This is a genomic window from Exiguobacterium profundum, assembly GCF_042652865.1.
GTDB lineage: Bacteria > Bacillota > Bacilli > Exiguobacteriales > Exiguobacteriaceae > Exiguobacterium > Exiguobacterium profundum.
Genome location: NZ_JBHSHG010000001.1, coordinates 387,128 through 401,825 on the forward strand (window position 1 = coordinate 387,128; position 14,698 = coordinate 401,825).

Consider the following 14,698-nt stretch of genomic DNA (forward strand, 5'->3'; position numbering starts at 1 on the left):
GTGCGAAAATAGTTCGAATAGGAGGAGGGCCATGATGAACTCCATCAAACGAATTGGTATCATCGGAAACGGAGCGGTCGGATTATTGTTGGCATCTGTGCTCGCAGACGATTACGACGTGACGCTCTATGGAAGGATCGGGTCATCTGATCCACTTTTCATCACACGTATCGGTGTGACGGAAGGGACGGCACGTGTGTCGTTACGGTCAAGTCAGACGCTTCAGGAAACGGACGAGGATCTTTTTTTTGTCACGACGAAAGCCCATCAAGTCGAGGAAGCGACGGCCCGACTCTCGGGTAAGGTGCCCGTCTTTATTTGTTCGAATGGGATTGCCCATCTGGAATATGCGAAACGTCGAGGGTTTCATTTAGGTGTCGTCGAGCATGGGGTGACGAAGCGTGGTCATGAGGTTGAGCATCGTGGACTCGGACGGATTCGAATTGGAAGTACGTCGGGGCTCCATCCTCTATCATTTCAAGAGAGCCCACTTCACATCGTGTGGGAAGAAGATATTGAACAAGTCGTCATTGAAAAATTGTTTGCTAATGCCATCATCAATCCCATCACGGCATTATGCCGGGTCCCGAATGGAGCCCTCGCCGGCTCACCATATCGTGAAATCGCACAATCGATTTACGATGAGTTGGTGCCTTTGTTTGCGCAGCAAGTCTCATTTTCCTACATCGAGACGATTATCGAACGTACCGCACAGAATCGCTCCTCGATGTTGCGCGATCTTGAAGAAGGTCGGCCGACAGAGGTGGATGCGATTTTGAAACCGGTGATTGAGAAAGCCGAACAGATGCAGATTTCTCTCACTGTCATTCCGCTATTACATAAACTGATTCTAGGAGCGAGCGCATCGTGTTAGTGTATATCGTTTCATTTCCACTCATCTTATGGTTTATGGTGTATATGATACTTAGAAAAATTATGCCGAAATCAATCAACTCATTCAAACTCGCATGCGATGCCGGGGTCATCCTTTGGTTTTACGCTTGCAGTATTTTACTTGAGGCCATCGTCGGGACGGATATGTTGCTATTATTGCTCGCAGCCTGCTGTGCGATTTTCCCGATCAACGCGATTTGGCAGCGGATTCGTTATGAGGAAGTGTTGTTCACGAAGATGTTCGTCCATGGTTGGCGGTTACTCTTCTTGCTACTTGTTCCGACCCACGCCATTTTATTCGCAATCGGTGTAGCCCAAGGCATGATTCGTTGATTGATTGAAAGGAAGTTGTTATACGTGAAGGTAGAAGCATTTGATGCTCTATATGCATCCACATCACCGATGATTCAAATCGATCATGAATATGGTCGCTGGCTCGATTATCGAGGGATGGATGAAATCGAAAAACGTGCCGAGGAGGTCTCGGGGCGCACCTATGAGCATCTGTCGGAGCTCGTCGAGATAATAAAGGGACAACAAGAACAGTTCGGGGAACTTTCGGAAGAGTTGGAAGCAAATCTGGAGTTACTCGCTCAGCGAAAAGCGTACGTGATGGTGACGGGGCAACAGGTCGGCGTATATGGAGGACCTTTGTTTGCCGTATACAAACTGTTAGCGGTCATCAAACGGGCGAAACAGGCTGAAGCGAAATTAGGGAAACCGGTCCTTCCTGTCTTCTGGATGGCGACGGAAGATCATGACTTTGCTGAAATCAACCATGTCTTCACGACACAGGCGTTTTCGAGGACGTTGAAAAAAGATGCCTTGTCATCGTTACCGCTTGCAGGAAAAGCATCGATAGGGGACTTAGAGTTCGAACGGGTAAAGCTCGAACTTGTTCAAATGGCGCAACGTCTTCTACTGAACGAAACAGAGACACCGTATACTTCACATTTGTATCATGAGCTGATTGACCTCATTCAAGTGAGTCGTTCGTTCGCTCACTTTTTCGGTGGAATGATGCGGCGATTCGTCGGATCTGACTTTTTATTGTTTGACCCGCACGCGAAAGACGTACGGGCTCTCGAACGACCGATGTTCCGAAGTCTCATCGAGCATCATGACAAGCTCCATGAAGCGCTCGGTCATGCATATGAAGAAGGGATGCCATCGGTCGACTTGAACAGAGACGCGGCCCATCTGTTTTATCACGATGGGACACGAGAGCTGCTCACGAAGGTCGATGGGGTGTTCACGACAAAGCGAGGACATCGCTTCACTGAAGACGAACTGCTCACAGAGCTAGAGGTGCATCCAGAACGTTTCTCAAATAACGTGGTCTCCCGTCCGCTCATGCAGGATTTCCTGTTCCCGACTCTTGGGTATGTGGCAGGTCCCGGTGAAATTGCCTATTGGCTCCAGCTTCGACCGCTCTTCCACGTGATGGGCTGGAAGATGCCACTGATCTTGCCGCGTCTTGGTGGGTTGATCGTGTCAAGAAATGATGAGAAGAAGCTTCGTCAAGAAAGCGTGACATTGGAGGAGTATATGAAGCAACCGCTTCCGGACCATGGATTTGACGACGAAGCGTTTGAAGAAGAGCTATATGCGTACCGGGCGCTCACGGAGGCCGTCAGTCATGAGGCAGGGAAACAAGGAAGACGATTTGAGGCGAAGTCGAGACATGTGCTCGAGCGATTGGCGGATGAGATGCGTGCCGAGTCGAAGCGAGAACAATATCGCTTGAATGCGCGACGGATTCATCTATCGACCCGACTGTTCCCGATGGATGCCCCACAAGAGCGCATCCTCTCGATGGTTCCGATGCTAAATCGTCACGGACTAGACGTGTTTCAACGATTGAAACAGGCATATGAACAATCCGATGCGGAGCGATGTTTGTTCTATGTATAATCTTTTTTTTGGAGAGCTCTTGACATTTGTCGGGAGCTTTTTTTCGTTGTTACCTTTTTGTTTCCTCTTTTCACTAAAAACCTGTACGGACCTTGACATTTTTATGATAAAGTAAGTGTAATAAAACAGTTGAAATATGTAGGTTGAGAGGGTTTTTTGAATGTTTGAGCATGAAACGGTTTTAAAAATGGAGTCCATTGAGGGATTGAACATCAAACCAGATGGGGTATATGTCGATTGTACGTTAGGTGGAGCGGGTCATAGTGAAGAAATCGCAAAGCGTCTAACGACGGGTCAACTATATGCGTTCGACCAAGATGACGTCGCGCTCGCACATGCGAAAGAGCGATTGGCTCCTTATGAAGGCCGTGTGACGTTTATAAAGAGCAATTTCGTTCACTTGAAGGAAGAACTCACCCAACGTGGTGTGACAAAAGTGGACGGTGTACTATTCGACCTAGGCGTTTCTTCGCCACAGCTAGATGAGGCGGAGCGCGGGTTCAGTTACAACTATGACGCACCGCTCGATATGAGAATGGACCGGTCACGGGACTTTTCAGCCTATCATGTTGTGAACGAATGGTCGTTCGGAGAACTTGCTCGTATTTTCTTTACATACGGGGAGGAAAAGTTTTCAAAGCAAATCGCACGAAAGATTGAGCAAGCCCGTGCCGATAAACCGATTGAGACGACATTCGAGCTTGTCGACTTGATTAAAGAAGCGATTCCTGCACCAGCTAGACGAAAAGGCGGACACCCGGCGAAGCGGACGTTCCAAGCGATTCGAATCGCCGTCAATGATGAGTTGAACGTATTCGACCGCGCCGTTCAAGATGCGATTGATTTACTTGCATTGAATGGACGCATCTGTGTCATCACGTTCCATTCGTTAGAAGACCGCATTTGTAAACAAGTGTTCAAAGAGCGAAGCCAGCATCCACCATTACCACCGGGGTTGCCGGTCATTCCGAAAGAATTTGAACCGGAACTCAAACTCATCACGCGTAAGCCAATCGTGGCGAGTGAGGGAGAACTTGAAGATAACCGTCGTTCACGCTCTGCTAAGTTGAGAGTGGCCGAAAAACAAAAATAACCGAGAGTGTAGGAGGGATACCTGATGCCAGAAGCTGCCCGTAAGGCGTTGCAGCCTCAAGTAACACCGAATCGAAATCCGATTCCGCAAGAACGACCAATACCTGCTCCAAAACGACGCACGTTGACCTTGTTTGAATCGATCCTGTATCCAGTGATGATTGGTTCAGTGGTCATGTTCGGTGGCATCACGGTGTCGAAGCACAATGAAGCGTATAATATTATGCGTGATACAGCAGCCGTCAATCAGCAGGTCGACGGGGTTGCAAAAGAAAACGAAGAACTGAAGTATGAAATCGCCCAATTAAGCTCGCCCGAAAGAATTTATGCGATTGCCGAGAAGCTCGGAATGAAATTCAATGAAAAGAATGTCAAGGTGATTGATTGATGAATTCTTTAAAACAGAGTAAAAAAAGAGTGGCGTGGGTAGCGATTGTCTGCTTCACCCCGCTCTTTTTATTTTTTGTCGGATGGTTCCTTTATTTATCCGTCACCCATACGTACAAAGGGGAGAACATGCTCGCATTCGCGGAAGAGCAACGGTGGAAAGCGGTCAGTACGTTAGAAGCGGAACGGGGCGAGGTGTATGATCGCTTCGGTCAACCGATTGCCATCAACATTCCATCATACCGGCTCGTTGCCGTTTTGAAACTCGGTGGTGAGCGGGTCAAAGGGAAGACGCTTATGCCTGATGAGTTCGCCGAAGCGGCGAAGCAATTGTCGACCGTGCTGCCTATGACAGAAGCCGATTTATTGAAACGGCTTGAACAAAATGCCGACCTTGGACAGATCGAGTTCGGTGTTCCCGGTCGTGACTTGACCGTAGAACAAAAAGAAGAGATCGAAGCATTCGACCTAAACGGCATCACGTTTGTCGAGGAACCGAAGCGCTATTACCCGAACAAAGTATTTGCTTCCTCGGTAATCGGATATGCCCAGAAGATTGACCAGAACGGTCGTATCGAACTCGTCGGTGAATTAGGGATTGAAAAGTCTCTGAATGATATTTTAAGTGAATCGTACGGTCTGTATCGATTTGAGAAAGATTTGGCAGGTCGTGAACTTATATCGAGTGACGAGCAGTTGAAGATTGAACCGGAAGACGGGGCGGACGTCCAATTGACAATCGACCACAGAATCCAACAGTTGCTCGAAACGAAGATGAATGAGTTGTATGAGGAGTATGAGCCGAAACATGCGACGGCCATCATCATGGACCCGAAAACGGGAGAGATCATCGCACTATCGGACCGACCATCGTTTGATCCGAACACACGCGAGATTTCTTCGTACAGTAACTTCTCTGTTTCGTCTCGATTCGAACCTGGATCGACGATGAAGATCTTTACGCTCGCGGCAGCCATCAACGAAGGCGTGTACAATCCGAATGAGCTGTATGAATCCGGTTCATACAAATATGGCAAGACGGTCTTCAATGATTACAACATTACGGGATGGGGTACCATTCCTATGGTAGAAGGCGTCTGGCATTCGTCGAACGTCGCATTCTCGATTTTAGCGAACGAACGACTTGGTCTCAGTCGATATGAAGATTACTTTAAAGCTTTCAAGTTTGATCAGCGGACAGGAATCGATTTGCCTGGAGAGGTCAATAGTCAATTCGATTTCGAAAGTCCGATGAACGTCTTGATTACGGCATGGGGACAATCGACAGCGGTGACACCGATGCAAATTTTGCAAGCGACATCGGCCATCGCAACGGATGGGACGATGAAGCAACCGCACCTCATCAAGAAAATCGTCAACAGCGAGACCGGCGAAACCATTCGGACGACCAATCCGAAAGAAGTCGGTCAACCGATCACGGCGGAGACAGCCAAAAAGACACGTGAAGCGCTAGACGGTGTCGTCAATAGCGATGTGGGAACCGGGCAACTGTATGCGTTAGACAACTATCGCGTCGTCGGAAAGACCGGTACCGCTCAAATCGCCGAGAACGGAAAATATTTGAGTGGACAGTATATTCACTCGTTCGTCGGGATGGCTCCGGAAGACGATCCGGAACTTGTCATGTATATCGCGGTGGACAGACCGAACAGTGACTCGTCTACGACCGGGCCACGAATCATGGCGCCACTTTTCAAAGACGTGATGGATGTCGCATTACGTTACCGGAGTGTCGAGCCTGAAAAACAAGAAAAAGCAGTCGAAGCCTCGACGAAGACAACGTCTTCGTATATCGGTCAAAACCGTGAAGAGGCAGTGAACGCATCGACGGAGAATTCCTTCAATCCGATCGTGTTAGGTGATGGAGACGAAGTGATTGCGCAGAGTCCTGTGAAAGGACAATCTTATGTCGTCGGTGAACGATTGTTGCTAAAAACGAGCGAGTCGTTTACGATGCCTACATTAAAAGGTTGGTCGTTGCGTGACGTAAAACGTTTAGCGACCCTTTATCAATTAAATTTAGAAATCGACGGTACCGGATTTGTCACATCGCAATCGATTGGCAAAGGGAAACCGGTCAAAACAGGTGCCTCCTTGAAAGTGAAATTGGAGACCCCGTCGAATTAACGCACGAGATGAAGAGGGCTGCGGCTCTCTTTTCCTATGTAAGAGGAGGAAGTTTGTATGGAACAACTGACAGTTCAAAAATTGGCATCATGGTTTGGCATGGATCTAAATGACGAACGTCTCGTCGAACGGGTCGCCACAGATTCAAGAGATGCAAACGAGGCGGGTCTCTTCGTCCCAATCGTTGGGGCGCGAGTCGACGGTCATGATTACATCGAGGCGGCCGTTGAAAAGGGTGCGATTGTCACGTTCTGGGAAGAAGGTCGTCCTCAACCAGACAACCTGGTTGTCATCCCTGTGAAATCGACGATTGAGGCATTGCAAACGGCAGCGGCGCGATATTTAGAAGAAATCAATCCGCTCGTCGTCGCCATTACAGGCTCGAATGGGAAGACGTCGACAAAAGACATGGTCGCTGTCGTGCTCGAGGAGAAGTTCAAGACGCATAAGACGGCCGGTAACTTCAACTCGGACGTCGGCTTGCCACTTACCGTTCTCAGAATGCCACGGGATACGGAAGTAGCCGTCCTAGAGATGGGAATGAACGGATTCGGTCAAATCGAGACGCTGTCAAAACTCGCCAAGCCTGATGTGGCGTTTGTGACGAATATCGGGGAGTCCCACGGTGAACAAGTCGGCGGACGGACAGGTATCGCCAAGGCGAAACTTGAGATCAAGGCCGGTCTCAAAGCAGACGGTCGCTTGATCGTCGATGCGGATGAGCCACTTCTTTCTGGTCAAGGCTATCGCGTCGGATACGATGAAACGGCGGATGGGAAAATTGAAGTGATCGAAACGACATTTGACGCATCGATCTTTAAATACAAAGGTGACTTGTATGAACTAAAGGTGCTCGGTGCCCATCAGATTCGAAACGCAGCCTATGCAATCGCGTGTGGACTTGCGTTCGGTCTCGATCATGCGATGATTCAACGTGGCCTAGACCGAATCAAGTTGACGTCGATGCGGATGGAAAAACAGATGTTCGGCGAAGCTCACCTCATTAACGATGCCTACAACGCAAGTCCGACGTCGATGATTGCAGCGATTGAGACAGTCAAGTCGCTTGAAGGATTCTCGAAGCGTGTGCTCGTCCTTGGAGATATGTACGAGTTAGGAATGGATGAACAACTGCAACACGAACAAGTCGGTGGCGCGGTGACATCTCCCGTGACCGATTGTATTCTCGTTGGAGACAAGGCAAAATGGATCGCGGATGGGATTCAAGATTCACGAGTGAACGTTAAAATGGTCCCGACGGTTGAGGAAGCGAAGGCGCTCCTTCATCATTATCAACGACCGGATACTGTGGTATTGTTAAAGGCATCTCGAGGACTGGCGCTTGAGCGTCTTGTTCAATAAATAGAGTAGTGAGGTAGCAACATGTTAATTAGTTTAATCGTATTAATCAGTTCATTATTAAGTGTCTTGATCGTGATGCCGCGAGCCATCCCAGCATTGCGTCAATTAAAGTTCGGACAAGAGATTCGTGATGAAGGTCCAGGTTGGCACCAGAAGAAGTCAGGTACACCGACGATGGGTGGGATCGTCATCCTGCTCGCCATCCTTGTCGGATTCATCGTATCCGTCATTTTTGGCGAAGCGGTCGCTGGATTCGGGTCTCTTCTATTCGTTACGATGGCATTCGGTGTCATCGGTTTCTTAGATGACTACATCAAAGTCGTCAACAAACGAAACCTCGGATTGACGTCCCTCCAGAAGTTGATTGGTCAAATCGTGGTATCGGTATTGTTTGCATGGTTCTTGTCACTCGGGGGAGACCTCGATACATCGATCTCGATTCCATTCACGTCGATTTCGTTCGATACAGGATGGTTCTATATCGCCATCGTCATCTTCTGGCTCGTCGGATTCTCAAACGCCGTCAACTTGACAGATGGATTAGACGGACTCGTCTCCTTCTCGGCCATCCCGACGTTCACATTCTTTGGGATTTACGCACTTACACAAGATGAACTTGGGATTGCTTGGTTCGCGTTTGCGGTCGTCGGTGCCTTGATCGGGTTCCTAGTCTTCAATAAGTATCCGGCTAAAATCTTCATGGGTGACACCGGTTCGCTCGCACTAGGCGGAGCCGTCGCTGGACTCGCTTTGATGTTGAAGCTCGAATTGCTTCTCGTCTTTGTCGGAATCATTTTCGTCATCGAGACATTGAGCGTCATCTTGCAAGTCATCTCGTTTAAAACGACGGGGAAACGACTCTTCAAGATGAGTCCGATCCATCACCACTTCGAAATGGTCGGGTGGTCAGAATGGCGCATCGTACTCACGTTCGGAGGCATCAGTTTAATTACAGCAGGTTTATCATTACTACTCATGTAAAAGGGTGAGACAGATGGAAAAGCAATGGCACGGTAAAAAAGTTCTTGTCCTCGGTGCTGCGAAGAGCGGCATTGCAGCGGCGACATATCTGCATCATGCAGGAGCAGATGTGACGATCAATACGGGGAATATCCCTCCGGAAGACGAACAGGAAAAAATTCAGGCGCTTGGGATTCAATCGGTATTTAACGAACATCCCCTCGCTCTGTTGAATGAGACAGAGTTGATTGTCAAAAATCCAGGCATCCCGTATCAGATTCCATTGCTTCAAGAAGCGATGTCTCGAAACATCCAAATCTATACCGAAGTGGAACTTGCTTATTTGGCAACGGAGGCGGAATTTGTTGCCATCACCGGCTCAAATGGGAAAACGACGACCACGACACTCGTCTATGAATTGCTCAAAGGTGGGGAACGTCCGGTGCATCTTGCGGGAAACATCGGATTCCCGGCGATTGAAGTGGCATCTCAGGCGAAGATGGGCGATTTGATTGTGATTGAATTGTCGAGTTTTCAATTGATGGGGATTGAGTCATTCCATCCCCGCTCGGCGGCACTACTCAATCTATCGGAAGCCCATCTGGACTATCATGGAGATTTTGATGCGTATGCGGATGCAAAAGGAAACCTGTTCCGTCAAATGACGAATGCAGACCAAATCGTCGTGAAAGTGACGGATACGGAAGTGATGAAACGCGTCCCGGGAGAGATTGAACCAACTACGTTCAGCTTTGACCGAGGTGATGCTTCTGTCGTCGATGGATGGGTCACAGTTCGTGGTGAAAAAATCATGCAAGTAAATGAGCTGGCACTAGGTGGGGCGCACAATGTGGAAAATGTATTGGCTGCACTACTCTTAGTGGAACCATTTGCTATTCCACGTACGCATATCGAACGTGTGTTACGAAACTTCGGTGGCGTTGCGCATCGGACCGAGAGTCTCGGTGATGTGCTTGGACGTGCTGTTTACAATGATTCGAAAGCGACGAACAACGTAGCAGCGGAAGCGGCGTTACGGGGGTTTGACGCCCCAATCGTTTGGCTTTGTGGTGGTCTCGAACGCGGTGCGGACTTATCTTCGCTCGCCTCTGCTCTCTCAAAAGTAAAAACTGTCGTCGCGTATGGTGAGACGGCTGAACGATTTAAAGAGCTCGGCGAGTCCCAACAGATTCCATCATTCACGGTCGAGACGTTGGCAGACGCCGTTCCGCTCGCGTTTGAGAAATCCGAGACGGGAGACGTCATCTTACTCTCACCTGCCTGTGCTAGCTGGGATCAATTTAAAACGTTTGAAGAACGAGGCGAGCAGTTCGTTCAACTCGTCCGTTCATATGAGGAGGCGAACCGATGAAAATCATGATTTCTGGTGGTGGTACCGGTGGTCATATTTATCCGGCACTCGCATTGATTGAAACGCTACAAAAACGTCACCCGGATTTACAGGTACAATACATTGGAACGGAGAATGGATTAGAAGCCGATCTCGTACCGCGAGCCGGTGTCCCGTTCAAGTCGATTCAAATCGCAGGTCTGAAGCGTTCGCTTTCACTCGAGAATCTGAAGACCGCCTACTGGTTTTTGAAAGCCGTTCGGGCATTGAAGAAAGACATGGCGGCGTTTAAGCCGGACGTCGTGATTGGCACGGGTGGTTTCGTATCCGGTCCCGTCGTTTATACGGCACAACAGCTTGGGATTCCCACGATTCTGCATGAACAAAACAGTATCCCGGGATTAACAAACAAATTCTTATCGAAGAAAGCCGATCGGGTCGCCCTCTCGTTCAAAGGATCGGATGTCCATTTTCCGGGCGCGAACGTTCGCTTGATTGGAAACCCGCGTGGTAGCGAAGTATTGCAGACGGAAGTCGATGAGGCGTCTATCCGCGAACAGTATCGTTTAGATGACCGTCCGATTGTCTTGGTTTATGGTGGAAGCCGCGGAGCCGAGGCCATCAACCAAGCGGTCGTGGAAGCAATCCCAGCGCTCTCAGAATTGCCGATCAACGTCCTTTACGTCACAGGGAAAGTGCATTTCGATGCGGTGTCGAAACAGGCACCATCCTCTGACAATGTACACATTCATCCGTACGTGTACGATATGCCATCTCTACTCGCTTGTACGTCACTCGTCATCTCACGAGCTGGCGCTTCAACGATTTCAGAATTGACCGCACTTGGCTTACCGAGCATTTTGGTCCCAAGTCCGTACGTGACAGCTGACCATCAAACGAAAAATGCTTCGGCCCTCGTCGAGAACGGGGCGGCCCTCCTTGTCAAAGAAGAAGCGTTGACGGGTGTTTCGCTCGTAGAAGCGATTCGTCAAGCACTCGAACAGCGTGAAGAGATGGCGAACGCATCGCGTGCGCTCGGTTTCCCGAACGCGTCAGATGCATTGGCCGACCTGGTAGAAGAAGTCATTCAATAAAGGAGTAGAACCCGATGGAACCAAGCCAACAAACGGTACGCAGTCTCGAAGACCGTATTCCATACATGAAAAAACAACGGCGTAAAAAAGCGAACCGTCGGATGTTCTCTGTACTCTCACTGTTTGGAATTCTCATCTTACTCGTGGTCTACATGCAGACTTCGATGTCGAACGTGAAAGATGTGAAGGTATCGGGTCTATACTGGTTAGAAGAAACGTACGTGTTTCAGGATATGGAGCTCGATTCGTCGACGAAGTTTGTCAGTCTTTCCCCAAACAAGATGAGTGAACAGATGGAAAAGTTGCCTGGTATCAAACGGGTAGAGATCGATCGTTCTTGGTATAACAAGGTTCATATCTCTGTGACAGAAGAGAAAATGATTGCTTATGCGAAAGCCGAAAAAGGAGATGTCGTCGTGTTAGCCGACGGTTCACTCCATCCGACCGGAGCCATCACCGATCCGCAAAAGCTAAAGGACGGACCGCTCTTACGAAAGTTCAACTCGGAAGCAGAACTTGAAAAGATTGCAAGTGAACTCGAACGGGTGGATGATGCGACTCGGGCTCGTATGTCAGAAGTGATTTTATCAAAACGAAAAGATGAGCCGACGCGATACGAGATTTTTATGAACGACGGCAATACGTTACTCACACCTACATTGAAGTTGAGTGAGACCGTATCGAAGTATGGAGAAATTTATGAAAACATCCCGAAAGGTGAGCGTGGGACCGTCGTCATGGATGGTGGGTTTTACTTTGTTCCATACGAGAAAACGAATGAATAATCAGTTATATTACAGTCCTTAGACACATAAGGGCTGTTTTTTTGTCGTTTGTAAACGAATTGATAACGCGAAACCGCTTAAATTGTAGGATTCTACCTTTTCTCACTATCTTATTTGTTGTAAACTTAGACGTGAGATATCTTGTCGAAACCAACAATTTTTTTGGATATCTGTATACGTGTCAGGCAATTGGAACAGGAAAATTATAGAGCGGAGGTGTTTCCCTTTTGGAAGCGAATGGTTATGTGGCCGCATTAGATATTGGAACGTCAGAGATTAAGCTCGTCGTCGGTGAATTGCTCGGCGGAACGCTTAATATTTTGGCAGAAGGGTGTGCACCGTCTGCGGGTGTAAAACGTGGCGCTGTCGTAGACATCGATAAAACAGTCCAAGCGATCAAACAGGCCGTTGAGCATGCTGAGACATCGCTAGGTGATCAAATTCGATCTGTATACGTTGCCATCGAAGGAGAGCATATCCAAATTGCCCCATGTCACGGAATTGCATCCGTGAAGCGGGAAGATCAAGAAATTACCGACGCAGACGTGATGGAAGTCATCAACTCGGCACAAGTAATGCGATTACCGGACGAGATGAGTGTCATCGATGTGATCCCATCTTCATTCACGGTTGATCAACAAACAGGTGTTGTCGATCCACGGGGTATGTTAGGCTATCGACTTGAGATGCATGGGAAAATGGTGACCGGGTCGAAGACCATTTTACATAGTATTCGTCGTTCGATTGAACGGGCTGGATTACAACTCGAAGGTTTTATTCTAGGAAACCTTGCACTCGGCATGAGTGCAGCTTCTGTAGATGAAATCGATTTAGGAATCGGGCTCGTCGATGTCGGACATGAAAAGACGACGGTTTCCGTATTTTATCGGGGAGATCTCGTCTACTCGTATATCCTCCCGGTCGGTGGAGATCATATGACAAGAGACTTGGTCTATAAACTCAATTGTAAATATCAAGACGCCAAAGTGGCGAAAGAAGAATATGGTCTCGCTCTTGAAGAAATGGCTGATGAGACAGAAGGTTTCTCCTACACGAACATCAATGGGGAAGTGGCGTTCGAACCACAGTCAGAAATTAGCTACGTTTTAGAAGCGAGAATAGAGGAAATGTTTACCCTAATGTTGAATAAGGTTCAAAAAGTAGGTGTTCCGATGCTGAATGGCGGATACTTACTTTGCGGTGGGGCAGCTGCTCTACCGGGTATTCAGGAGTTGGCGACTCGCATTATGGACCAAAAGACGAGATTGTATCAACCGTCGTCGATTGGTGTCAGACATCCAAAATACGCGACAGCCGTCGGTGTATTGAAATATGTCTTGATGAGTGATCATCACGTTTCGAAATCTCAACTTGAAAAACCGGAAGTTCGCCAGGAAACACTTCACACGAAGCCGGAAGCGACCGATATTCATGTAGGAGAGAACGAATACGAGAGCGATCAAGAGTCGAAAAAAGGATTTAGTCGTTTGATGGAAAAATTATTTGGCGTTTAAGCTGACGATGTAATACAACTTGGAAAATACGTAGGGGGATACCTGAATGATGTACTTTGATGAGGCGATTGACGCCGTAGCAAAAATTAAAGTAATTGGAGTCGGTGGCGGCGGGTCAAACGCCGTTAACCGCATGATTGAACATGGGGTACAAGGAGTCGAGTTCATCGCAGTCAACACGGATGCACAAGCGTTGAACATGTCGAAAGCCGACGTGAAGCTTCAACTTGGTGCAAAATTGACACGCGGTCTCGGTGCAGGTGCGAATCCGGATATCGGTAAAAAGGCGGCTGAAGAAAGCCGTGAACAGTTGATTGAAGCACTTGACGGTGCAGATATGGTATTCGTCACAGCTGGAATGGGTGGCGGAACGGGAACAGGTGCTGCTCCGGTCATCGCCGAGATTTCAAAAGAAATCGGCGCACTCACGGTCGGTGTCGTGACAAAACCGTTCATGTTTGAAGGACGGAAACGTATGCAACACGCACAGCACGGTATTCAAGCGTTCAAAGAAAAAGTAGATACCCTCATTGTGATTCCGAACGATAAGCTTCTTGAAATCGTGGAACGCAACACACCGATGATCGAAGCGTTCCGTGAAGCGGATAACGTCCTTCGTCAAGGTGTACAGGGAATCACAGACTTGATCGCCATCCCTGGTCTCATTAACCTCGACTTCGCGGACGTGAAAACGATCATGACGGAGAAAGGGTCTGCCCTTATGGGTGTCGGTGTCGCGACAGGTGAAAACCGTGCCGTTGAAGCAGCGAAGAAAGCAATTTCGTCACCACTTCTCGAATCTTCAATCGAAGGAGCGAAAGGTGTCTTGATGAACATCACTGGTGGACTTAGCCTTAGCTTGTTTGAAGTGACGGAGGCGGCTCAAATCGTTCAAAGTGCGGCTGATGAAGAAGTGAACTTGATCTTCGGTTCGGTCATCAACGAAAACTTGAACGATGAAATCATCGTTACCGTGATCGCAACTGAATTCGCTGAAGAAGCACAAGGAACGAACCCGTTCCTTCAGCAGCCGAAAAAACAGCCTGAGGTTGAGAACAAGGAACCCCAACCAAAAGCAAATGAAGCGGCTCAACAAGACGAAGGGAACTTCCATCGCCCAGTGTATGGAGGAGACGTCCCAGACGAGACGATCAACATCCCTGCGTTTGTGAGACAACGCCGTAACTAAACAACTAG

At 48.5% G+C, this 14,698-nt stretch carries 13 protein-coding genes; all 13 read left to right on the top strand.

Annotated features, from left to right (window positions below):
* The first annotated feature begins 34 nt into the window (after positions 1-34).
* The 13 genes from ACFO4U_RS02005 to ftsZ all read left to right on the top strand — a co-directional run bounded on the left by ACFO4U_RS02005 (position 35) and on the right by ftsZ (position 14,690).
* A complete protein-coding gene (locus tag ACFO4U_RS02005; RefSeq protein WP_251131821.1) occupies positions 35-874 on the top strand; it encodes a 2-dehydropantoate 2-reductase in 840 nt (279 codons plus the stop codon).
* Positions 868-1,227 carry a DUF3397 domain-containing protein gene (locus ACFO4U_RS02010; protein ID WP_015881302.1) on the top strand — a complete coding sequence of 120 codons (360 nt, stop codon included), beginning with the start codon at positions 868-870 and terminating at the stop codon, positions 1,225-1,227. The genes ACFO4U_RS02005 and ACFO4U_RS02010 overlap by 7 nt, the downstream gene beginning before the upstream one ends.
* Before the next feature lie 24 nt (positions 1,228-1,251).
* Positions 1,252-2,808 carry a bacillithiol biosynthesis cysteine-adding enzyme BshC gene (bshC, locus tag ACFO4U_RS02015; protein WP_215244072.1) on the top strand — a complete coding sequence of 519 codons (1,557 nt, stop codon included), beginning with the start codon at positions 1,252-1,254 and terminating at the stop codon, positions 2,806-2,808.
* Positions 2,809-2,968: 160 nt separating this feature from the next.
* Positions 2,969-3,901: a 16S rRNA (cytosine(1402)-N(4))-methyltransferase RsmH gene (gene rsmH, locus ACFO4U_RS02020; RefSeq protein WP_215244071.1), complete on the top strand. Its 933-nt coding sequence runs from the start codon at positions 2,969-2,971 to the stop codon at positions 3,899-3,901.
* 24 nt (positions 3,902-3,925) lie between these two features.
* Positions 3,926-4,288: a cell division protein FtsL gene (ftsL, locus tag ACFO4U_RS02025; RefSeq protein ID WP_015881305.1), complete on the top strand. Its 363-nt coding sequence runs from the start codon at positions 3,926-3,928 to the stop codon at positions 4,286-4,288.
* Complete coding sequence (locus ACFO4U_RS02030) at positions 4,288-6,435, top strand: penicillin-binding protein (RefSeq protein ID WP_214691088.1); 2,148 nt, start codon at positions 4,288-4,290, stop codon at positions 6,433-6,435. The genes ftsL and ACFO4U_RS02030 overlap by 1 nt, the downstream gene beginning before the upstream one ends.
* Positions 6,436-6,492: 57 nt before the next feature.
* Positions 6,493-7,797: a UDP-N-acetylmuramoyl-tripeptide--D-alanyl-D-alanine ligase gene (locus ACFO4U_RS02035; RefSeq protein ID WP_215244070.1), complete on the top strand. Its 1,305-nt coding sequence runs from the start codon at positions 6,493-6,495 to the stop codon at positions 7,795-7,797.
* Between the two features lie 21 nt (positions 7,798-7,818).
* Positions 7,819-8,778, top strand: a complete 960-nt coding sequence (mraY, locus tag ACFO4U_RS02040) for a phospho-N-acetylmuramoyl-pentapeptide-transferase (protein WP_074037332.1) — start codon at positions 7,819-7,821, stop codon at positions 8,776-8,778.
* Positions 8,779-8,791: 13 nt separating this feature from the next.
* Positions 8,792-10,129 (top strand): UDP-N-acetylmuramoyl-L-alanine--D-glutamate ligase, encoded by a 1,338-nt coding sequence (gene murD / locus ACFO4U_RS02045; protein WP_215244069.1) that lies wholly within the window; start codon positions 8,792-8,794, stop codon positions 10,127-10,129.
* Positions 10,126-11,202, top strand: a complete 1,077-nt coding sequence (gene murG / locus ACFO4U_RS02050) for an undecaprenyldiphospho-muramoylpentapeptide beta-N-acetylglucosaminyltransferase (RefSeq protein WP_215244068.1) — start codon at positions 10,126-10,128, stop codon at positions 11,200-11,202. Before murD ends, murG begins: the two co-directional genes overlap by 4 nt.
* Positions 11,203-11,216: 14 nt before the next feature.
* Positions 11,217-11,987, top strand: a complete 771-nt coding sequence (locus ACFO4U_RS02055; RefSeq protein WP_215244067.1) for a cell division protein FtsQ/DivIB — start codon at positions 11,217-11,219, stop codon at positions 11,985-11,987.
* A gap of 227 nt (positions 11,988-12,214) precedes the next feature.
* Positions 12,215-13,501 carry a cell division protein FtsA gene (ftsA, locus tag ACFO4U_RS02060; RefSeq protein WP_215244066.1) on the top strand — a complete coding sequence of 429 codons (1,287 nt, stop codon included), beginning with the start codon at positions 12,215-12,217 and terminating at the stop codon, positions 13,499-13,501.
* Positions 13,502-13,547: 46 nt separating this feature from the next.
* Positions 13,548-14,690 carry a cell division protein FtsZ gene (ftsZ, locus tag ACFO4U_RS02065; protein ID WP_015881313.1) on the top strand — a complete coding sequence of 381 codons (1,143 nt, stop codon included), beginning with the start codon at positions 13,548-13,550 and terminating at the stop codon, positions 14,688-14,690.
* The last annotated feature ends 8 nt before the right edge of the window (positions 14,691-14,698 follow it).

What these genes read in the sequence shown, in the direction of transcription:
- ACFO4U_RS02005 (WP_251131821.1), top strand. Translation starts at nt 35, where the DNA reads ATGAACTCCATCAAACGAATTGGTATCATCGGAAACGGAGCGGTCGGA.
- rsmH (WP_215244071.1), top strand. Translation starts at nt 2,969, where the DNA reads ATGTTTGAGCATGAAACGGTTTTAAAAATGGAGTCCATTGAGGGATTG.
- ftsL (WP_015881305.1), top strand. Translation starts at nt 3,926, where the DNA reads ATGCCAGAAGCTGCCCGTAAGGCGTTGCAGCCTCAAGTAACACCGAAT.
- ACFO4U_RS02030 (WP_214691088.1), top strand. Translation starts at nt 4,288, where the DNA reads ATGAATTCTTTAAAACAGAGTAAAAAAAGAGTGGCGTGGGTAGCGATT.
- ACFO4U_RS02035 (WP_215244070.1), top strand. Translation starts at nt 6,493, where the DNA reads ATGGAACAACTGACAGTTCAAAAATTGGCATCATGGTTTGGCATGGAT.
- mraY (WP_074037332.1), top strand. Translation starts at nt 7,819, where the DNA reads ATGTTAATTAGTTTAATCGTATTAATCAGTTCATTATTAAGTGTCTTG.
- murD (WP_215244069.1), top strand. Translation starts at nt 8,792, where the DNA reads ATGGAAAAGCAATGGCACGGTAAAAAAGTTCTTGTCCTCGGTGCTGCG.
- murG (WP_215244068.1), top strand. Translation starts at nt 10,126, where the DNA reads ATGAAAATCATGATTTCTGGTGGTGGTACCGGTGGTCATATTTATCCG.
- ACFO4U_RS02055 (WP_215244067.1), top strand. Translation starts at nt 11,217, where the DNA reads ATGGAACCAAGCCAACAAACGGTACGCAGTCTCGAAGACCGTATTCCA.
- ftsZ (WP_015881313.1), top strand. Translation starts at nt 13,548, where the DNA reads ATGATGTACTTTGATGAGGCGATTGACGCCGTAGCAAAAATTAAAGTA.